General features: G+C 67.7%; 10 protein-coding genes and 1 pseudogene. 3 read left to right on the top strand and 8 right to left on the bottom strand.

Translation table 11 applies throughout. The features are described from left to right. Window positions 1-686 precede the first annotated feature (686 nt). The 7 genes and pseudogenes from AQI88_RS33675 to AQI88_RS43910 form a co-directional block, all read right to left on the bottom strand. Window positions 687-7,178: an RHS repeat-associated core domain-containing protein gene (locus AQI88_RS33675; protein WP_107118741.1), complete on the bottom strand. Its 6,492-nt coding sequence runs from the start codon at window positions 7,176-7,178 to the stop codon at window positions 687-689. 154 nt (window positions 7,179-7,332) lie between these two features. After that, a complete protein-coding gene (locus tag AQI88_RS33670) occupies window positions 7,333-10,065 on the bottom strand; it encodes a laminin G domain-containing protein (protein WP_244184446.1) in 2,733 nt (910 codons plus the stop codon). Window positions 10,066-12,005: 1,940 nt separating this feature from the next. Then, window positions 12,006-12,494 (bottom strand): annotated as a pseudogene (locus AQI88_RS33665) (HARBI1 family protein); the annotation flags it as partial. A gap of 92 nt (window positions 12,495-12,586) precedes the next feature. Continuing rightward, a complete protein-coding gene (locus tag AQI88_RS33660) occupies window positions 12,587-13,156 on the bottom strand; it encodes a hypothetical protein (protein ID WP_067006611.1) in 570 nt (189 codons plus the stop codon). A 32-nt stretch (window positions 13,157-13,188) separates the two neighbouring features. Beyond that, entirely contained in the window at window positions 13,189-14,748 is a 1,560-nt protein-coding gene (locus AQI88_RS33655) for a hypothetical protein (RefSeq protein ID WP_067006609.1), read from the bottom strand. A 12-nt stretch (window positions 14,749-14,760) separates the two neighbouring features. Continuing rightward, a complete protein-coding gene (locus tag AQI88_RS33650) occupies window positions 14,761-16,224 on the bottom strand; it encodes a hypothetical protein (protein ID WP_067006698.1) in 1,464 nt (487 codons plus the stop codon). A gap of 109 nt (window positions 16,225-16,333) precedes the next feature. Then, on the bottom strand, window positions 16,334-17,470 hold the full coding sequence (locus tag AQI88_RS43910; protein WP_079057972.1) for a hemopexin repeat-containing protein: 1,137 nt from the start codon (window positions 17,468-17,470) through the stop codon (window positions 16,334-16,336). Window positions 17,471-17,858: 388 nt separating this feature from the next. Here AQI88_RS43910 and AQI88_RS33640 point away from each other — a divergent pair, with 388 nt between their 5' ends. Both AQI88_RS33640 and AQI88_RS33635 read left to right on the top strand, forming a co-directional pair. Further along, a complete protein-coding gene (locus AQI88_RS33640; protein WP_067006607.1) occupies window positions 17,859-18,395 on the top strand; it encodes a hypothetical protein in 537 nt (178 codons plus the stop codon). 197 nt (window positions 18,396-18,592) lie between these two features. Continuing rightward, complete coding sequence (locus AQI88_RS33635) at window positions 18,593-19,213, top strand: class F sortase (RefSeq protein ID WP_067006604.1); 621 nt, start codon at window positions 18,593-18,595, stop codon at window positions 19,211-19,213. Window positions 19,214-19,229: 16 nt separating this feature from the next. On the opposite strand, the gene AQI88_RS33630 is transcribed toward AQI88_RS33635, so the two are convergent. Beyond that, window positions 19,230-19,574, bottom strand: coding sequence for a winged helix-turn-helix transcriptional regulator (locus tag AQI88_RS33630; protein WP_067006602.1), 345 nt, complete (start codon window positions 19,572-19,574; stop codon window positions 19,230-19,232). A 98-nt stretch (window positions 19,575-19,672) separates the two neighbouring features. On the opposite strand from AQI88_RS33630, the gene AQI88_RS33625 reads away from it, so the two are divergent. Next, a complete protein-coding gene (locus tag AQI88_RS33625) occupies window positions 19,673-20,563 on the top strand; it encodes an NAD(P)-dependent oxidoreductase (protein WP_067006600.1) in 891 nt (296 codons plus the stop codon). The last annotated feature ends 67 nt before the right edge of the window (window positions 20,564-20,630 follow it).

Genomic DNA, 20,630 nt, shown 5'->3' with positions numbered 1-20,630 from the left:
GACAAGACACCCGCCAATACCCCCGCCACCGGCCCGCCCGTCCATCACCGGCGCGTACGCGGCCGCTGCCCCGGGCCTCCTCCACATCCCCGCGAGGCCTTCACGACGCACGCGGCAGAGACAGGACTGGCCCCATACGACGTGGAAGGCGCGCTCCGGCAGACCCTGCGACACCCGCAGCCGGCGGAAGAGCTGGCGGACGGTTAACGATCCGCCTCGCCGAACACAAAGGGCCAGCGTGCCAAACTCACGGACGATAAACGCCAAGAAGCCCTCGCTTGCTCAGATACAAGTAAGCTTCCGGCGACCAAGGACTTCTTCACCTCGATCGCCGGAAACCATCTCACCCTGCCTAGATAACTCGGGATTGAAGCTTGGACAGTGAAGGAATTGAATCCATCTTCTCCTCCACCTCCCGAGGAACCTCGTTTACGTAAACGAGGACCGAGCACTGCGGAAATTCCGGCTTAGCCAAAATTCCGTCCTCATCACGCCAGTGAGACTGGATGGAGATATCCCACCCCGCTTGGTCAACGTATCGATAATATTCCCCCCCCTTATAGGAACTCTCTCTCACTTCGAATGCAACGCCCAGTACTCGACTGACGAGAGACATCGCATCCGATATCACTGCGGATTGCATTCCGTACACAAGGTACTTCACTTACGCTACTCCTGAACTAACGCTATGGCTTCATGATGATACTCGGCGCTCGGCTCGTTGCACCTCCGATTGTTCCGTACACCATGAAGTGAACATCACGTCCACCTGCTTGCTTACTGAGAGATTTACTCAGATCGCGAAGCCCCAGCGCGGCCAGATCGCCGGGCTCAAGAGGGCCGGTGCGGGTACCTTGTGAGCGCAACGGAATGCCTGCCTGCTTGGCGCGATCCAGCAAATCCGAACTCGCCAAAGCCACATCGAAGTCGCTGTGCGATCCAAATGGCCGCCCGCTCTTGAAGCTCTTACCTGTAACGGAGCTTCCCTGCATGATCGGAGTTACATCTTCATACCCGGCCTGTTGCAATCCCCCCGCAAGCTCAGACTTGAAGGCTTGGAACTCTGCGGAATTTGAAAAGCCCATGGGCATCCTGCGAGGACCCGGCATGGGAGGGCGACCAAACGGCCCTTCAGGAACCAGCGGAACTATGCCGATCTTTCCATTTTCGCACGGATACCCGGGGTTACATACGGGACCATCGATGATCTGCCTAATCAGCTCTCTAAAGCTAATCTCCGGCTGCGGTCCATACCACCCTGTATCAGGGAAATATAGGGTGCCCGTGTTTTGTTTGCTGTCACCAGGACCCGTAACCGGGCCGCTGCAGTACTGCGGCAGGCCAGTTCGCGCACAGAGCATGCCGTTGTAGCCGGAGCCGACATCTCCAGAGCTGGTCGTGGGCGCCGTACCGCCTTGATCAGTGGTCCCGCCGTAATTCGTGTGCCCGTGGCTCCGTTGCGCGCGCTTCTTTTCCCACTCTTCGACCGACTTCGTGCCACCGCACATCCCGTCCATCGTGCAAACGCCCTGACCGGAGGGGTCGCTGGAGGTGACCGGTGTGTTGTTGGCGTAGGCGTAGCCGTTGAGTGACTGGTGCTGGTCCAGGGTCAGGAGCGGGTCGACGCTGATGAACTGGCCGATGGTGGGGTCGTATTCGCGAGCCCCGACGTGGGTCAGGCCGGATGCATCGTCGGCTGGTTTGCCCAGGAAGGCCTTGTCGTCGGGCCAGGACGTGGGTTTTGTGCCCCGTGGGGCGCCGAACGGAGTGCTGTAGCGCTTGGTGATCGCGTACGTGCTCGCGTCGAGGGCGATACTGGAGGTGCCGTGGTGGTCGGCGGCCAGGAAGCTGAGCTTTGTACCGGAGACTCCGGCGACGGCTGTGCGGACGGCGATGGTCTGGCCGTTGGCCGTGTAGGAGCGGGTGCCGGACGCGGTCTTCGTGGTGCCCTTGGTGGTGAGGTGGAGTTCCGTGCCGGCGCCCAGGTAGAGGACGGTTTCGCCGTCTCCCTTGGCTCGGCGGATCAGCAGCTCGCCGTTGGCGTCGTAGAGGTAGCTGGTCTCCTTTGTGCCCTCGGTGAGCTTGGCGAGGTCGCCCTCAGTGTTCCACACCAGGCTCTGCTGGGCGGTCGGGCCGGGGCGGGAGGTGGTGTTGCCGCTGCTGTCGTAGGAGTAGGTGGCCGAGCGGGCGCCGGTCGTCTTGTCCAGCGTGTGCGGCTTGTTGTCGGTGGTGTCGTTGTAGGTGTACGTCGTGGATTTGTCGCCCGACGTGGTGTGCTGGGTCTCGGTCTTGCGCTGCCCGGCGTCGTTGTAGGTGTACGACGTCCAGTACGGGGCTGCGCCGTCGAGGTTGGAAGCCGTGCGGCCGGAGGCCGAGCAGTCCGCGGTCTTCGGTGTCCAGGCCTCGCTCATGCGGCGGTTGCCGTCGTAGGCGAAGCACTGGTTGTCGGCCTTGGCCGTGCCGCCCTGGGTGGTGGCGTCGAAGATGGAGGTGACGTTGCCGGCGTCGTCCTGGGTGAACTTCAGCTCCTGCGGCATGTAGCCGTGCACGTCGTCGGTGACGTAGGAGCGGGTGAGGCGGCGGGTCCCCTCTTCGTAGTCCCAGGTCAGGTACGCCTTCTTCCCCGAGAACGAGCCGTCCTTGCCCAGGGTGAGCTGGCGCAGGTCGCCCTGAGGAGAGAAGGCCGCGCCCTGCAGGTAGCCCGTCGTGCCCTTCGAGGTCAGCTGCTGGCCAAGGGCGTTGAAGGTGTAAGAGACCGCTTCGGCGGGCAGGCCGCCCGCTGCCGGTGCGGAGTACTGGCTGATCGCCCCGTCGAGGTTGTAGCCGGTGATGAACGACAGCGTCTTGGGCACGTAGCCGCCCGAGACGAGGGGTTCGGTGTCGGGCAGGATGAGCTTGCTGCCGGTGGCGTGGTACATCGCGTCGAAGGTGGTGACCTTCTCGGTGTACGCCTTTCCGGTCACGCCGCCGTCGTAGCGGGTGGCGGTGTCCTGCTGGCCCTTGGCCACTTCATCGAAGCCCCAGGCGGCGAGCTTGTTGGCGTCACTCTTGTCGGCCTGCCACATGCCCGTCTTGCGGCCCAGCTCGTCGTACTCGTACAGCAGTTTCTTCGAGGCGTCGCTGCTCGGGGTGGTGCTGACGACTTGGTCGAGGTCGTTGTACGCCGTCGCGGTCTTCCCCTTGTCGGGGTCGGTCGCGGTGACCTGGCGGCCGAAGAGGTCGTAGGTGTACGACCACTTGGTCTGGTCGGGGCCGGTGACCGTCTCTTGCTGCCCGGCCGGGGTGTACGTGTAATCGGTCGTCGTGAAGTTCGTGCCGGTCGGTGTGGGGCCCGCGTATTCGCGGCGCTGGGTCGTCTGGCCGAGCGCGTTGGTGACCACTGCGGTCGCCTGGCCGCCGGTCGGGGCAGTGGTGGTGACGGTGTCACCTGTGTAGGTGGTGTCGGTCGTCCAGCGGGTGTCGCCGTGGACCTTCGTCACCGCCTTCGTCGGCCGGCCCGCCCCGTCGTAGGTCGTGTCGGTCTGGACGGGCGCCTGACCTCCGGAGACCTCCGCGTCCTTGGAGCTGGGCAGTGAGGTGCTGTCCCAGATGTCGGACTGCTGGCTGACGGCGAGGCCTCGTGCGTCGTAGAGCGTCAGCGAGATGAGTCGGCCGCCCTGCGGGGTCGGCGTCTGGATCTGGCGCGAGCGGAGCAGCGAGTCGTAGAACTCGTAGGTGGTGTTGTAGCCCGAGCCGTCGTTCTTGACGGTCTGGGTGGAGACCCAGGACATGTCCGAGCTGGTGACGTTGTAGTTGTAGACGTAGTTGGGGTTTTGGCTCAGCACCTTGTAGCGGTTGGGCAGCCACAGCTTGGTGATACGGCCGAGGCTGTCGTACTCACTCTCAGTGACCTTGTTATTCGGGTCGGTGACCTTCAGCGTCGCGCCGGTCGCGAAGTCCAGGGCCGTGGTGGTCTTGTACGTCTTGGCGTCTGCAACCTCTGTCGACGTCAGCGGGCCCGAGTCCGCCGGCACGTAGGTGCTCGAGGACACCGGGCGGTCGTTGGTGTCGGTGACGATCTTGGGACGTCCAAGGGTGTCGTACGTCGTCTTGGACACCTTCTGCCAGACAGGGGCGTTGTCGCTGCCGTAGCCCTTGGCGCGTCCCTTCCAGGTGGCGTCGCCCTTGGTGGGCTTCTGCGATGCCGACCACGTGGTGGCTGAGGTGTCGTCGTAGACGGTGGCTGTGTCGGAGATGACGTCGCCCGCGCGCTTGGAGTCGGCGGGCAGGTCAAGCGCCGAGTCCGCGGTCGCGCAGGATGCGGCGACCGTACGGGTGCGGGAGACAAGGGAGTTGATGTTGATGCCCTTGTCGTCGTTGCGGGCGTACCAGGTGCGGGTGCACTTCTCGTCACCCGTGGCCGCGTCGTCGCCCTCGTCCTCGACGGTCTCGGCCATGCCGTAGTCGTCGTAGGTCGTCTTCACCGTGTGCACCCGGTCGAATGGGGTGAGCTTGCTGGTGATGGCGGTGCGGGTGCGGGTGGCGGCGGTGCGTACGTAGTACGCCTCGGTGTCCGCGTACGACTTGTGCTGGGTCGCCGTCCGCTTCGACCATGGGTCATTGATCGTGCCGCTGACTTCGGTGTCGCCGTTGTAGGTCACCGACTCGCGGGGGAAGCCCGCGTACTGCTCGGAGTCGGTGATCTCGGCGGCCTTGATTCCGGAGACCGTGACGGTCTTGCGCTTGTCACGGTCGAGTGTCTTGCCGTCCGGGCCGAGCACGCGGTCGCCGTTCATGCCGCGCAGGTAGACCGTGGTCTCCTTGCTCTGCGTGCCGGTGGAGATGCCGGTGAGGTGGGTGACCTGCCGGTAGCCGCGCCAGATGGACCAGGTGCGCTCCTTGGCGGGAGTCAGCGGGTCCTCGTCGTAGTGCCAGGCGCCGCCGCCTGTGTACCGGTAGCTGTGCTGTACGGCTTCCGAGCCGCCGTGGGGGTCGGTGGTGGATACCGAGCTGACCGGGTACTTCTGGAACCAGTCGAGCGTCGGTTCCTTCTCGCCGTTGGGCGACCAGTACACCGGGTAGCAGCGCTTGGTGTTCTCGTCCAGCTTGGGCTTGGTGCCGCCTGCGGTGCAGTCGGCGTCCATGTAGGTGACGATGGTCTGAGCGCCGGTCTCGGAGGTGACGGTCTTCAGGCGGGGCTTGTTCAGCGGCAGGATGTTGTCGGCCTTGCCGTCGACGCGGTTGGGCAACATGTCGTGGTCGAACTTGACCGGGTCGAGGGAGAGGTCAGTGCCCCGCTTGCCGGTGTGCCGGATCTCGTCCAGCCACAGCGACTCGTCGGTCGAGTCACCGGTGTCGCCTGGGTCCAGGTACTCCTGCTTGAGGGACCAGACGTCGACCGGCTCGAAGGCGGGAGTGGAAGCCGCCGCGTTCCAGGCGGAGGTGGTGATCGCCGTCATGCGCTTACGGGTGAAGAACGTCGGGCCGACGTTGCCGGTGCACTTGTCGCCGTCCTTGCAGATCGCGTCGAACGGCACGTCCGGCCAGTTGTCCCGCGTGTCCTTGGTCAGCGAGTCGCACTTGGCAACCGTGGGATCACAGCGCTCGTCGTAGGAGAAGACGACCTTGTCCGAGGCTGCCGGCGTGCCGGAGAAGAGGGAGCCGGCACGTTGGCCGTAGCGGATCTCCTTCAGGTAGCCACCGCGGACGTAGTCAGTGCCGGTGTTGTCGTCACCGAGCATGTCGTAGTTGTTGTGCTCGGCGGTGTACCAGTACGACTCGGCGTTGCCGTGGGTGTCCTCGACATAGTCGAGGTTCCAGCGCCAGGCCTGCTTCTTGTGCCGGCCGGAGAAGGAGTCCCCGCTGGTGTAGCCGGGTTCGCCCTCGTCGTCGCCGAAGACGGGCACCGTCCACACCGACTGCGTGCGGTCGTCCGCGCCGGCCCCGTCGAGCTTGTTCAGGCCGAACACGTACTTGGTGCCGTCTCCGGTGATGACCGTCCAGTACTCGCCGTCGTCGTCACCGTTGTCGGCACCGGTGGAGTGGGTGACGGTGGAGGCGTCGTCGTCCTTCAGCCGCCACGTGCCCTTTTCGTCGTCCTTGACCAGCTCGGTGGCCTGGCCGTTGAGGACGAGCGAGGCGTTGTCGTACTTCCAGCACAGGTCGTACTTGCCGTCCTGGCCGTCGTCGTCGCAAGAGCCGTACTTGCGCTCGACGTAGGACGAGGTCAGGTCGAAGCCCGTGCCAACCTGGCTGCCCTGGTTGTTCGAGTTCGCCGTCTGGCCGTCGACACTGCCCGAGTCGTACGAGATCGACAGGTCCGGCTGCGGGCCGGCGGCAGCCGGTGGCACACGAAGGGGGTACGACCAAGTGAACGAGCCGGAGGAGCCGCCGGCCTCCCATGTCGAGGAAACAGAAAGCGGCGTCGCCTTGTAGTCACCGGCGCCGGACTTGGTGCCCGCCGCGACGGCCAGCAGCATCGGCTGCCCGCCGGACGCGAGGGCCACCGGGGCGGAAATGCTGTCCTTGTCACGGTTGTTGACGGAGTCCAGGACCACGCGCTTGCGGCACTTCGCAGCAGCCGGATCCTTCGCGGCGCAGTTCGGCAGACGCGTCAGTTGCAGACGGCCGGCCCAGTCACCGCCGTACGCTGCGGCGAAGGCGGAGTAGTCGATGCCGAAGCGGGCCCTGCCGCCGGTCTCGGGGCCGGTGAGCTTGAGGACCACTCCCTTGACGCCGAGCTTGGCAGCAGTCTTCTGGTCGAGGACCTCGACCGTGACGGACTTGGCCGTTTCTCCCTTGCCGGGAGCGGTCACAGTGACGGGCAGGGAGCCCGGGTGAGCCTTGGCGGTTCCCTTGTCCGGGACGGTCAGCGACGCTTTGCCGGCGTTCGGCCAGGTGACCTCGCGCTGCTGATCGTGGCGAGCTCGGGCGGCCGCCGTCCGGTCGGCCTCGGCGGCCTTGCGTGCTTCGGCTGCTGCCTTCTTGTTCACCTTGGCGGTGAAGGGGCTGACCTTGGTGGCCTGTGATGCCTTCAGGTGCGGACGTCCCAAGGGGTCGGTGTCCGCGGCGAAGGCGACGGGAGTGAGCAGGCCGGGCAGGAGTGCCAGGCCCGTGGTCGCGGCGATGGAACGGAGCCAGCGTGTTCTGTCTCTGCCCCTGCGGCCTGGTGTCGGCCAGGGTATGCCAAAGGATTTCATGGGGGGTCTTCCTACGCGGCGCCTGGCTGTGTCACGCCGGGCGCGTGCCGTTGAGAGAAGGTGAAGGAGATGAGGCGGCGTTTTCAAACGCCAGGTGTCGGGCGGCCCGCTCAGAGAGCGGGCCGCCTACAGTCTGGTGACTGTGTGTCAGGCGTCAGGCGGCCGGCGTGTCCAGCACCTGGGAGCGGATCTGGTCGGCACTCATCGCGCCGGTCCATACTCTGAGTGATTCCAGCGAGCCGGGCAGGTAGTACCCCGTGGACCCGCCGGCTGCTCCCCTGCCCGCGGACAGCGCGCCGGTGCCCTGCTGGATGGCAGAGAACCCGGACTTGTCCTCGCCCTTGTCCTCGCCGTGCTGCTCAAGGCCACCCACGTACAGGTGCAGTCGGCCCATATGGTCCTCGGCCTTGGAGGAATCGGCCGGGTCGGTCTGCTGCCACGTCTCCTGGGCGTCGAACACACCGGTGACGTCCACCCCGGTGTTCACCTCGGCGGGATCGCCGGCTGCCACCTCCGCGCTCTGAGTGACCTTGCCGTCCGGTCCGACGGCGGTGCGGGTGAACTTCCACTGGTAGGTGCCGGCTGCGGACTTGACCACCCACAGGGCCCACGAGGACTCGTCGCCGATCGCCTGTCCCGCCACTTGGGCCTGGTAGCCGACCGGTTTGGACGCCAGCTTGTCGGCATCCAGCCTCACGTGGGCGGAGACGGTGAATGAGCCGGTCTCGTCAGTCACCGGGCCGGCCGCCGAGGCGTAGCCCGATGTTCCGTCCAGGACGAGGGTGTTGTTGTCCTCGTCCAGCACTGCACCGGTGGACGACAGCGCCAGCGCCGGCGCGGGGTAGGGGGAGATTTCCTTGACCTGGGTGCCGGTGGAGGAGGAGGCATCCCAGTCCGCAACGAGTTCGTTGGCCACCGCATCGTCCTGCATCAGCTGCGCCTCCTGAGCAATCTGCTCAGGGCTGAGCGCGTACTGCCACACCGAGACCTCATCGATGCGGCCGCGGAAGTTCTCTCCCCAGTCGCCGCCGACCCGCGAGCGGCCGAACTGCAGGCCGGCCGAGGATGTCCACGGCTGGTATGAGGTGGACAGATCGTTCAGCACCACCGGCTTGCCCTGCGGACGGCCGTTGACGAACAGCTGGATGGTGTCGTTCGTCTTGTCTGCATCACCCTTGGTGTCGAAGACGGCTGCCAGATGCGTCCACACATTCAGCGGCGGCGGCCCGGCGTCGGCCACGGACCGGAAATAGACCGGGTTGTCCTTGACGTCGGCAGCAGTGCGGTTGAACACCCACTTCTTATAGCTCGGTGAGTAGTACAGCGTGAAGGCCGAGGCGTTCGTGCCCGGTGCCGACAGCACCACATGGTTCTGCGAGGCGTCGGTCAGGTAGACCCAGGCCGAGGCGGTGAAGGAGTCCTTGGTGTTCACCGCCGGTGCTGAAGTGGCCGCATAACCGTCCCGCGTGGCGTCGGTGCTGCTGTCGTTGAGGTACAGCGAGTAGTCGGGCTCTCCCCGGCGTCCGAGAGTCGACCAGCCGGCGTGTGTGGTGTAGAGCGTGGCGTCGTGCCGGGTGCCCTCCGTGGCAGTGTCCTTGGCCACCGTGGCTTGCGAGCCGGGTGCTGCGTCGTCGAAGTGCCAGCGGCCGACGGCTCCGGCGGCCGGAGTCACCTTGAAGGTGAACTCCGCGTACGCTCCCCACCGTTTGTAGACGTCCTTGGCCCGCACTGACAGCACCTGTGTCCCCGAGAGCGGTGGTGTCACGTCCTTGACGTCGGCTTTGATCCCGCCTGTGACCTGCCGGGCAGGTGTGGACAGCAGCTTCCACTCATAGGCCGTGACGTCGGTGTGCCCGCCTTTGACGTCAGCGGTGTTGGGCTGGAAGGTGAAGGCACCCGGCACCCCGGGTCCACCCTTGCCCTCACAGACGGTGCCGCATTCGGTATAGGGGGAGCCTGCAGTGATGCGGGGTGCCTTGGGCGCACTTGAGTCGACCTTGAAGTAGCACCAGGAGCTGTAGGGCGACCACAGATCACCGCTCTTGCCGTCGTACGACCAGTGAGACTGGGTGCGGGCCCTGTAGCGGTACAGACCGCCCTCGGCGCGCTCACTGATCCGCGTCTTCTCCGGCGTCCCGTCACCATGCCAGCCCGTATCGGGCATGTGATCCGTCCACACCTGATGCCAGGCCGCGTCATCACCGCGCTCAACCACATACTCGGCCTGAAGCGCGGCTGCCGGTTCACCCTTGTGTGGCTGCACCAACGTCTGTATCCGGGCCTGCATCATGGGATCCTTGCGGGTCACGATGAGGGGATCGGTGGAGGATTTCTCGCAGTAGGTGGTGGCGCTGTCGCCGGGAAAGATGCTGACGTCGGTGGGCACGCCGGGCTTGTAGGCGAACTTGACCTGTAGCTCGGCGCTGTCGTCGAAGCGTTTCCAGGCTCGCGTGTCGCTTTCGTCCTTGGCCCGCAGCATAAGGGTGAGCCGACTGATCTTGCCGTTGGCGAAGGAGCGGACGGTACCTGTGAGGTTCTCGTCCGATTCCTTGGCGCTGTCGTTGAACTCGATCCACTTGTCGGGCTGATCCGGGCTGCACAGCTTGCCACGGCCCGCCGCGACGTTCTGGTCGCCCATCAAGTCCAGCTGCTTGGGGCCGGGCCATCGGGTGCCTTCGGAGATGTTGTCGGTGCGGACCAGGTCCAGCCAGTGGGGTTCGCAGTTGAACGACCACGTCTCATGGGCCCGGAAGGTGGCGTCGAGGACGTGCTTGCCGGCCAGCTTGGTCGGGGCGAACTCGAAGTACATGCGGTCGACGTAGCCATCGCCGCAGTAGTAGCCGTCAGCATTGCCGCACTTGCCGACACCCTTGTCCCCGTCGAACATCCAGAACTTGTCGCCGTCCGAGGAGATCTTCGTGCGTTCTGAGACGCCCAGGCCGACCGAAGGGTCGATGTAGACGGGGTAAACGGTGTTCTTGCCGCGCAGGAGGCCCAGGTCGGGGTGCACGGCGACTGTGCCGTCATCGACCTTCACGGGCAGCACCGCAGTGGCATCGCCGTCCCCCGGCTGCGACGGATCATCGTGCGCCTGCCCCTGCGCGGGTCCCCCAGCGTCAGCACGCATCAACTGGGTTTGCGGGCCTGATCCGCTGTCACCAGCCGAGTCCCACATCTGGCCGGCCGGGCCACGGAAAACGGCATTGCCGTTTTCATCGATGGCTCGTAGACCGCCGCCGGCCCCCGACACCACGGACAGGCCGTCCCCGGACGCGGTCAGCCTGACCTGTTCCAATGCCGGGTTCTGCGCCGCCTCGGGCGTCTTGACGACAAGAACTTCCCGGTAGCTCTCAGCCGTGGCTGTCAGCTGCAGGTTCACCCCGTCGAAGACATTGGCATAAGTCGCTGTCGCACCGTTCAGGGTCGGTGCCGGCAGGGCTCCAGGCCAGCCGAGGGTGACCGATCGTCCGTCCTTGCCTAGCAGGATCATGTCCGATCCCGACCCACCGCCGGAGAAGGACAGGTCCACTACCGCACCCTTGGGAGCGACCCGACCGTCCGCATGACGCTCCAGTACCGGATCGACAGCGCCCCACCCGCCGTCCTTCTCCTTCACCCGCTGAGGGGTGGTGGACTGCGTGAGCGTGAACGAGCCGTCCGGGTCCGCCCTAGTCGTGGTGTACTCGGTGCGGTCCGCCGTCACCTCCACCGGCGAACCCGACGCCTGAGCCCGAACAGACGCGGTGGGCTCGTCCACCGGCCCGGTCACTCCTGCCGTCCTCGACATCGGCAGAGCCGCCGCAGCAGGCAACCCGGGCAGTACCGACAGTACGAGCGAGGCCACGGCACCGCCCAGAAGGCATGTGCGCGCTCTTCGTGCCCTCCGCGCCGACGAGACGCCGGCCCACTGAGGCTTCACGAAATCCCCCTGTATATGAATCTTGTAAAGGTCTCGGAAAGTAAAAGACCAGTGACCGTACGCGGTCAACAGAGTGTGAGACTGCTCACGCAAAGGCACTGACCTGCACAGTTGAATCCAGCCACAAGGTCCGCGCCCGCAAACCCGGGCACCTCGAATGACTCACACGACGAGGTGGATCGGCCCTGATCGCCCCGTCCAGGGCGGGAGTTGAGCGTTCCTTAACCACCTGGTAGTGGACTCCTCTTTGACTGAGGATTTTCTCCTCGTGGCGGGATGGTTCAGCTGCTTCGGGGGCGGGCGCGGCACGGTGGTGTTACAGGCACGGCCGAGCCGTGACGAGAGCGAGAAACGGCTCGTGCATCGGCTGTCGTGGGCGCGCAAGGCGCCTCGTAATCTGGCGCTGCGAGCACGGATGGTCGAGCTGAATCGGCGACCGCCTGGCCGTCGACGTCGCCGAATCCTTCTACACCCACCTGACCACAGGCCCGGCCGGAACACTCGACCCCGATCAAGCCGCAACCGCCCTGCACCACACCATCCGGGCGCTACGCGACCGCTACCCAGCGACCCCCTCCCTGTGGGCGTCCTGCCTCCATGCCGGCGCGTAGAGGCAGCAGACAGACGCCGCCCCGGAGACCGCTGTTTACGACCCCGGCGCCGACGAGGTGGTCCGGGCCAAGCTTGCCGCCGAGGCGGCTGCTGCCGCCCGCACGGGAAGCGGAGCTGCGCCAGGCGGCGTCACCAGCGGTGTTGAGACGGTCACGGATGTCCTCCAGCGTGCGCCATTCTTCGCGTCTGGTGTGTCTCAGAGACATCGACGAGGACGAGACTCCCCAGCTCGGACTTTGATGTGACCCATCCAGCACTCACAGCCAAGGCAAGCGATGCTGAGACATTGAGCTCTTTCAGCGGTGCCGCTCCAGGGTGAGGATGGCCTTGGCGATTGACGTCATGCGGTTTGGGCTGCATCGGGCTCTGCGGAAGATTCGCCAGGATTTGAGGCGGGCGATTCCTCGTTCGACGGGTGCACGGGCCGCGGACAAAGCCCGGTTGGCCGTCTGCTCGGTCGGGGTGAGTTCGCCCTGGGGTGGCCGACGTTTGGGAGTGGTGACCCACTCGCCCGCACCGATGTAGGCCATGTCGGCGAGGACGGGGACTCCCTGGCGCTCGCAGATCCTGATGATCTTGTGGGTGCGGGCGGCGGTCAGGTCGTGCGTTCGGCCGGGCAGGGCGGGTGAGAGCCACAGGGTGCGACCGGCCGGATCCGTGATGACCTGCACGTTCACGCCGTGGCGTTTGTGCTTCGTCGAGTAGTCCGCGCGCCCGTCGCCGACCCGGTCGCACTCGGCGAGCGTGCCGTCCACGGTTATCTGGCGAAGTGGGTTCAGCACCCCTTCCCTGTCGCCGCACTGCAAGACCTCCGCCGACTGCACCTTCAGCATGACCGGTGTGAACGCCGGCACGACATGACGGTCCCGTAGAAGAGTCAGTCCCGGGTCTCCAGGTACACCTCCGCCAGCACCTGCAGCCCGGCCCCCTCTGTCGTCGTGATCTGCTCGCCCGGCCGGAGTCTTCCCGTGAGGTCGTTCGGGCGGCCGGGGAGTCGCACCGTGGTGCCCTGCTCGGCCGGCTCGCCGGTGAACTGCGCGGTCAGCAGCTGGTCGAAGTCCGGCGGGCCGGTCAGCCGGTGGGCGAGGAAGACTTCGTCGGTGCCGAACAGGACGTATTCGAGGGTGGGTTGCGGGGCGGGGTCCGGTTCCAGGCGGTGGGCCCACACCCGTTGCCGCACCCGCACGGTCACCTCGCCGAGCGGATCGCCGTCGCTTGCGAACGGCCCGAAGAAGAGTTCTCCGGGGATGTCCGCACCGGCCGCGGGGCCCTGCGGCCGGACCGTGAAGAGTGCCGAGGTGCCGTAGCGGGCCCGGGCGCGCTGGTACGTGTCCGTGCTCAGGGTCACCCGGGCCATCGCCTGAACGTCGTACGGCGGGGTGAACAAGGGCATATGGACGGCGTACACGGGGTCCGAGCCCAGCAGGATCAGGCCGTGGATGTCCATCTCCCCGTCCGTTTCCCCATCCGCTTCCCCGCTCACCACGTCAGGTCCGGGTCGGGGTCCGGGGAGCGTGGCAGTCGGCGGCAGACGAGCGCGGCGAGGAAGACGTCGTCCGGGCCGGTGACGGAGTGCTCCTCGCGCGGGGACGTCCAGCGGTACGTCACCCAGCGGATCAGCATGTTGTAGCCGTACTTGACGACCAGGACCTTGGCGAAGTTCCCCTCGCTGGTCGCCACCGCGAAGACGTCGCCGTCGACCAGTTGGTTGGAGGCGTCCGGGTTGCCGGGGATGGCGTTCTTGCCATAGGTGAAGGCCGCCAGCTGGTCCACCGTGAGGGAGTCGAAGTCGCGCACGCCCAGGTTGACGATGCTCGCCCGGCCGCTCGGCACCATCTGCGCGGACGTCTCGGTCATCCACTCCCACCAGACGTCGGCGTAGAACATGTCGCCGCCCTGCTCGCCGGTGTCGAAGTCGAAGGTCCAGGTTCCCTTCAGTGCGGTGTCGCCCTGGCCCGCGACGGCTGAGTCGGTGACACGGCGGGTGAGGTCGAGGTTGCGGGCCAGGGCCACGGACTCGACGTACGACGGGCAGCGGCCGCGCGGCGGGGTGCCGCCGTCACTCAGTGGCGCCACGCCGGCCGAGAGCTTCCACGCGCGGGAGCCGAAGAGTTCCATCGGCGGGTCCAGCCAGGGGCGGACCACCGACACCACGCGGTAGTCGAAGGCGAGGGACTGGACCGTGGGGTCGATGCCGCCGCCCAGGGCCGCCGTCAGTTCCGGTGGTGCCTGTTCGGCCAGGGAGAGAAGCACCTGCCGGGTCAGCACCACCCGTGACCAGGGGACATCGAGTGCGCCCGCCGGTGAGTAGTACGTCGGCGCGTACCGGATGCCGTTCGGCGCCGTCGAGAACTGGTCGGGAAGGTTCGGGTTGAAGGTGTCGCGGTGACGTTTCCAGATGCTGGAGGGGGCCTTCGACGCCAGCTCCGAGGTCTCCCGGAGCGCGTCCTCGACCTGGCTCTTGTGGCCGGCCGTCTGCCACGCCTCCATCGCGTCGTCCCGGACCTGCCGCAGCCGGGGCTCGTCGACGTGGGTCCAGTGGTCGCGGACGGCGAGGTCGGCGGACATGCTCGCCGTCTGTTCGCCCTGGTGGTAGTCGGTGTCGGCCTGGAGCCAGGCCTGGCGGGCGGTGCGGTAGTCGCGCAGCGCCTGGGTCGGGCCGGGGACGCCGTTCGCGTCCGTCACGTAAAGGTAGGCGGACGCGGCGTCGTAGCGCTGCCGTTCCTCCGGGGTCAGGCTGCTGTGCGCGAGGTCTGCGGAGAGCACCTCGCCGTAGACGTCCCACAGGTGCAGGGTGCTCGGAGGTGACCACACGGGCTGGGTGGGCACCCGGTTGACCAGCTCGGAGAACTCGGCGAGGGTGCCCGCCCGGGCGGTGTCCAGCGGACCGTTGAAGCGGAACTCGGCGTCCCGGTAGACCAGCGGAGTGGTCGGTACGGCGACCAGGTGGTCATCGTCGGTGAGCAGTTGCCGCATGCGGGTGGCGAGGCCCAGCAGGGCGGTGGCGTCGACGGAGGACGCGGCGGCGATGTCGGTCATGTCGGTGCCCGCTCAGACCAGTTGGCCGGGGTCGATGCCGTCGAGGAGGTTGGGGGTCTTGCCGAGCAGGTGGTTGACGAAGCCGATGATCTGCATGCCGGGGACCTTGATGGTGACGCCGTCGTTCTCCGAGTGGAAGTGCTGGTCGGACTCGGAGTGGCTGTAGCTGCCGTTGACGCTGAAGGGGCCGAAGCCCACGCTCGCATGGACGGACACGGAGCTCTGGTGGGCCTGGAAGGCCTGGGCGAGCGAGGCCGAGCGGATGGTGAGGTTCTTGATGAACAGGGCCTGGAGCGGGTAGCCGATGAAGCGCCCCTTGGGCGGGGTGCCGCCGTCGGAGGGCATGTCGTCGTAGTTCCAGCCCTCCCCCTTCCTCAGGTCCCAGCCGCGGTTCTCCAGGAACTCCGGGTAGAACCAGGGGCGCACGATCTGCACCTGGGTCATGTCGAAGGACATCTCGAAGTCCTCGAGCTGGAAGTTCTCGCTGTAGTCCGAGGAGTTCGAGGTGACACCCGCGCTGGCGCTCCACAGGCCCCAGCTGAGGCCGCCGCCCGCCGACCAGGACGTCGTCTCGTAGTGGCTGTGGGAGTCCACCATCTGGTGGTACATCGTGTAGTTGGTCCAGCCGGCGGAGGTGGCGAAGTCACCGGGGGCGACGGTGGTGTAGCAGAAGGACTGGCCGGGGCCCAGGGCGCTGGTGAGCGCCTCCTCGTAGAAGCGTTCCAGGTTCCGCTTCCACAGCAGCATGGACTTCTCGGTGGTCTGGTCGATGTAGGCGTTGATCTCCTCGACGTCGTTGCGGTAGCCGCTGGAGGTCCAGTCGTCCGCGGCGGCAGCCACCTGGAGGGAGTACAGCTGGGCGTTGGCGGCCCAGTCCGCCACCGCCTGCTTGCCCGACTCGCCGACGGCGGCCTGGGCGGCGATGCGCTTGTTGTTGTACGCGAGCGCCGCGGCGACATAGGCCTGCATGCCGGCCTTGTACGCCTTGAGCATGGGGCTGTCCTCGGTGACCTGCTTCTCCTCCTCGGTGACGATGTCCTTCACGGTGCGCGTCACCCGCAGCAGCCCGCGGAACCGCTCCAGTTTCTTCTTCTGGTCGTCGGTGAGCTGGTCGTCGATCACCTTGGAGAACTTCAGGATCTGGCCGTAGATCTCGCTCAGCCGCGCCCCGCTCGCGTTGCGCCACACGCCGTCCTGGCGCTCCGAGGAGTACGCCGAGGTCACATCCGGAATGAAGTCGACCAGGGAGGCGAAGTTGAACGCCTGCTGGAGCAGGAGTTTGTCCTCCTGGGCCGTGGCGCCGGTGCCGATGCCCTGGGCGGCGAACATGAAGTCCGCTTCCTGGTAGGGCAGTCCTGGCATGCACCAGGTGATGAAGCTCGACTTGGCCGGCGGCACGCTGCCGTCGCCGCCGGTGAGCACGTTGTACATCTGATCGCGGAAAGTCCGCCCGAGTTCCCCCAGTTGATACCCCATGGCGCTGTGCTGCCCGGGCCGCTCGGTCCCCACACGGGCGATCCGGGCTGTTCGCACTAATAGGTGAATTCCCTGTGATTTCAGGGCATTTGGGGTGACTGGGGAGACTTCAGTTGCTCGCCTCGATGGTACGCATGACCCGGGCGAGGGCGTCGTAGTAGTTCGTAGCGGTGGCGTAGCCGGCGTCCGCGACGGCGCGCGCGAACGCGTACGGGTCGTCGGTGTGCTGGAAGGCGGAGGCGTACCGGCCGTTGTCGCGCAGGAAGGTGCCGTGCGCGGTGAAGGAGTCCTCGGGGGTGGCGTAGACCCGGAACCAGTCGCGGACGACGTACACGTACTTCCCGTCGGCGCGTTGGGTCACGGAGATGACCTCGGGGAAGGTCGCGTCGGGGCGGTCGAGGACCTCCGTGGTGCGCAGCAGCTGACGTGTCTCGGGCGGGTCGGAGGCCCTGGCCTTGATGCCGAAGAAGTTGTTGCCGGGGGCGTGGGCGCCCCAGCCCGACTCCAGGGCGGCCTGGCCGAGGGTCACCAGGGCGGGCACCTGGGTGGCCGTCCGGCTGGCGTCGGCGTAGGTCCCGTAGCGGCGGCGGAAGTCGGCGGCGGTCGCCGAGCCGGTGGCGGGCGGTGCGGAGGCGGCGTTGGACCACACCGCGTCGTAGGGTCCGGTGAGGCCGGGCCACTGGTCGGCGATGGTGAGCGGGTAGCCGTCCGCCTGGCGTTTGGTCTGCCAGTCGAGGGCGACGTACTCGGTGCCCTTGAAGAAGTACGCTCGCCCGTTGCCGGGGTTCAGCGCCCCGTCGATGCCGTCGCCCGCCCAGTCGGCGGGCACGCCGGTCCAGCCGGCCGCGATGTCCTTGGGGTAGCCGGGGTCCTGGCGGTCGGCGGCGATGTCGTAGCGGACGTACTGGGCGCCGCTGAAGAAGTACAGCTTGCCGTCGCCCCAGTTCATCGCCGCGTCGACGGCGGCGAAGGACAGGCCGGTCCAGTTCTCCTGGATCGTCAGCGGGTAGCCGTCGTCGACGGTCTGCGTGGCGAACGGGATCCGTACGTACTCGGTACCCCGGAAGACGTACAGGTTCTGCTGTCCCAGGTCGACCGCCGCGTCGATGCCCTCCTCCCAGCCGGCCGGCAGCCCGCTCCACGCCGTGCCGAGCTGCCACTCCTGACCGGAGTCGGCCGCGTCCTTCTCGAGGTCGTACGGGGTGACGGTGCCGCCCACGGTGAAGTACGCCTTGTCCACGCCCATTGCCGGGTCCCCCTCGCGCTCGTCGTGTTCCTGGGGGATGGATGCTCCCGGGCCGGGCGTTCACACCTCGGGAGCGTGTCCCGTGCGGGTGGCGCGGGGGCGTGCGGACGGATGTGGATCACCCGTTCACCGGCGCCCGCCGCGCCATTCGTGTTCTCTTCGCACTTCTCTTCGTCCGTGGCCCGGTGTACGCCCTTGACCTGCCGGAACCCGGTGGCCACTAGGCCGTGTGGGGGCCGCCTCCGACACCCGTTCACCCCATTTCTGACGGGTCATCAGGAAGCGGGCGGTCCCGAATGCCACTTACCTCGATAGGGCAGGGGCGCGCCCCTGGACGAGTGGGACGAACGAGTCGATCGAACGAGTCGGACAAGCTCTGGGGAGCACCATGCCACGCACTGCCCGTCTACTGACCGGTACCGCACTCGCCGTGGCCACGGCGGGTCTCGCCGCGGCACCGGCCTACGGCAGCAGCACCGGCAGCAGCACCGGCAGCAGCCTGCAGGTGTACCCGTCCACCACGGTGCCGGACAGCCAGGTCACGGTGAACACGGCGGCGTGCGGGGACAAGGGCGCCGCGGTCGGGGACGCGGGCGCGGTCGGCGCCGGGACCTTCCCGCTGGCGCCCAGCGCGCACGAGGGCGAGGCGATCGGCCAGTTCCGGGTGCCGCCGAGCGCGCAGCCGGGGACGTACGAGATCGTCGCGAAGTGCGCGGAGGGCACCAAGCAGGTCACGGGCGACCTGGAGGTGGTGTTGAGCGCGGCGCACGAGCAGGTGCAGCCGCGGGGAAGCGTGAAGACGGGGGTCGGCGGCGCACTCGGCTCCGACCCCGTGCAGACCACGGCGGGTGTGACGGCGCTGGCCGTCGCCGCCGCGGGCGGTACCTGGCTCCTGCATCGCCGGGCGAGAGGCGACGGGATCTGACGGACACCCTCCGCTGTCCGTCCGCCGGTACCGCATTGCCCCGCCCCCTCCGGGTCCGACGCCCCTCGCGGCCCGGAGGGGGCTGGGGGTCCGCCCATCGGGCCCAGGGATCAGCCTCAGGGACCCGCTCGGGTCCCGCCTCAGGGACCCGCCCCAGGTCCCGCCTCGCAGGAGTCCGCCTCCGGAGAGGGGTTCGTATGCGCAGGATCGGGGACACCGCCATAGCTGCCGTCACCGTCGTCGCCCTGGGCGCGGGGGTGTGGCTGCTCGGCGGCGCGAGCAAAACACACGCCCCGCCGCAGCCGGCGGCCGCCGAGGGCCGGCCCGAGCCGGGCGAGGAGCGGCTCGCGAGCCCCGCGCTGGAGCCGTCGCCGCCCACCCGTATCCGCATCCCCGCGATCCGCGTGAACGCCCCGCTGATGGGCCTCGCCCTCACCCGCAGCGGGAGCCTGGACGTGCCGCCCGCCGAGAAGAAGAACCTGGCCGGCTGGTACGAGGCCGGCACCATGCCCGGCGAGACGGGCACCGGGATCGTCGCGGGCCATGTCGACAACACCGAGGGCCCGGCCGTCTTCTACAACCTCGGCGCCCTGAAACGGGGCGCCGTCATCGAGGTCGACCGCCAGGACGGCTCCGTGGCCGTGTTCACCGTGGACGCGGTGGAGGTGTACGCGGCCCGGAACTTCCCCGACGAGAAGGTGTACGGCGCAGCCAAGCGCCCCGAGCTGCGGGTCATCACCTGCGGCGGCGGCTATTCGAGGGCCACCGGCTACCAGGGAAACGTGGTGGTGTTCGCCCATCTGACGGGCGGCCGCTGAGGTACGCCGCCGAGGCTCAGTGCGCCGGCACCTCCCCGCCGAGGACGTGCTCCCTCCCCCACACACCGAGCGGCGCCAGCGCCTCGTTCAGCAGCGCGCCCCGCCCGGTCAGCGAGTACTCCACCCGGGGCGGCACCTCGTCGTACTCCTCGCGGTGCACGATCCCGTCGCTCTCCAGTTCCCTCAGCTGCGCGGCGAGCACCTTCTCCGTCACACCGGGCAGCTGCCGGCGCAGCTCACCGAAGCGGTGCGGGCGCTCGTGCAGGGCCCACAGGATCAGCACCTTCCACTTGCCGCCGATGACGTCCATCGCCGCGTCGATCCCGCAGACGTACGCCCCCGGCCGCCGCCCGATCGGCATCCTGTCCCCCTCCGTCACCTGCACCCTTCCCTGCGGGTAACCACCCACTTCGAAGTAGGTACTTACGGCGGGCGGCTCCCTGGGCGAGCCTAGTCGCCATGACCGACAACTCCCTTTCCCGCAGCCCCCGTACGCCCCTCACCCTGCTCGGCGCCGGCGCCATGGGCACCGCGCTCGGCCGGGCCTGGCTCGCCGCCGGGCATCCGCTGACCGTCTGGAACCGCACACCCGGGCGCACCGGGACGCTGGCCTCCGAGGGCGCGGCGGTCGCCGGGAGCGCGGCGGAGGCGGTCGCGGCGAGCCGGCTGGTCGTGGTGTGCCTGCTGGACGACGCGTCGGTGGGCGAGGCCCTGGCGGCAGCCGAGCTCACCGGCCGGGACCTGGTGAACCTCACCACCGGCACCCCCGGCGAAGCCCGGGAGCGGGCCGCCTGGGCGAAGACGCGCGGCGCCCGCTTCCTGGACGGCGGGATCATGGCCGTACCGCCGATGATCGGCGCGCCCGGTGCCTATGTCCTCTACAGCGGCGACAGGGGCCTGTTCGAGGAGCACGAGGACGTCCTGGCCGCGCCGGCCGGCACCGAGTACGTCGGCGCCGACCCGGGGCTCGCCGCGCTGCACGACGTGGCGCTGCTGAGCGGCATGTACGGCATGTTCGCCGGGATCACGCACGCCTTCGCGCTGGTGCGCGGCGAGGACGTGGCGCCCAAGGAGTTCGCCGCGCTGCTCGTGCCGTGGCTGACCGCGATGGCGGGCATGGCCCACGGGGCGGCCGAGCGCCTGGCGAGCGGCGATCTGACGACCGGGGTCGTCTCCCACCTGGCCATGCAGGTCGCGGGCAGCGGGACCCTGCTGCGCACGGCCGAGGAGCAGGGGGTGAGCACCGAGCTGCTGACCCCGTTCCTGGACCTGATGCGCCGCCGTCTGGCCGACGGGCACGGGGACGAGGACACCACAGGTCTGGTCGGCCTGCTGCACGCGCGGCCCTGAGCCGCGAAGGCCGATGGCCGAGTCACCGCACCTCACAGCCCTCCCCGGCGCCCGCGCGGGACCCTCA

The sequence above is a fragment of the Streptomyces cellostaticus genome, from assembly GCF_001513965.1.
GTDB classification, from domain to species: Bacteria; Actinomycetota; Actinomycetes; order Streptomycetales; family Streptomycetaceae; genus Streptomyces; species Streptomyces cellostaticus.
This window is presented reverse-complemented; position numbering and strand designations above follow the sequence as displayed.

What these genes read in the sequence shown, in the direction of transcription:
- AQI88_RS33675 (WP_107118741.1), bottom strand. Translation starts at nt 7,178, where the DNA reads ATGAAATCCTTTGGCATACCCTGGCCGACACCAGGCCGCAGGGGCAGA.
- AQI88_RS33670 (WP_244184446.1), bottom strand. Translation starts at nt 10,065, where the DNA reads ATGTTCGACGGGGACAAGGGTGTCGGCAAGTGCGGCAATGCTGACGGC.
- AQI88_RS33660 (WP_067006611.1), bottom strand. Translation starts at nt 13,156, where the DNA reads ATGGACATCCACGGCCTGATCCTGCTGGGCTCGGACCCCGTGTACGCC.
- AQI88_RS33655 (WP_067006609.1), bottom strand. Translation starts at nt 14,748, where the DNA reads ATGACCGACATCGCCGCCGCGTCCTCCGTCGACGCCACCGCCCTGCTG.
- AQI88_RS33650 (WP_067006698.1), bottom strand. Translation starts at nt 16,224, where the DNA reads ATGGGGTATCAACTGGGGGAACTCGGGCGGACTTTCCGCGATCAGATG.
- AQI88_RS43910 (WP_079057972.1), bottom strand. Translation starts at nt 17,470, where the DNA reads ATGGGCGTGGACAAGGCGTACTTCACCGTGGGCGGCACCGTCACCCCG.
- AQI88_RS33640 (WP_067006607.1), top strand. Translation starts at nt 17,859, where the DNA reads ATGCCACGCACTGCCCGTCTACTGACCGGTACCGCACTCGCCGTGGCC.
- AQI88_RS33635 (WP_067006604.1), top strand. Translation starts at nt 18,593, where the DNA reads ATGCGCAGGATCGGGGACACCGCCATAGCTGCCGTCACCGTCGTCGCC.
- AQI88_RS33630 (WP_067006602.1), bottom strand. Translation starts at nt 19,574, where the DNA reads ATGCCGATCGGGCGGCGGCCGGGGGCGTACGTCTGCGGGATCGACGCG.
- AQI88_RS33625 (WP_067006600.1), top strand. Translation starts at nt 19,673, where the DNA reads ATGACCGACAACTCCCTTTCCCGCAGCCCCCGTACGCCCCTCACCCTG.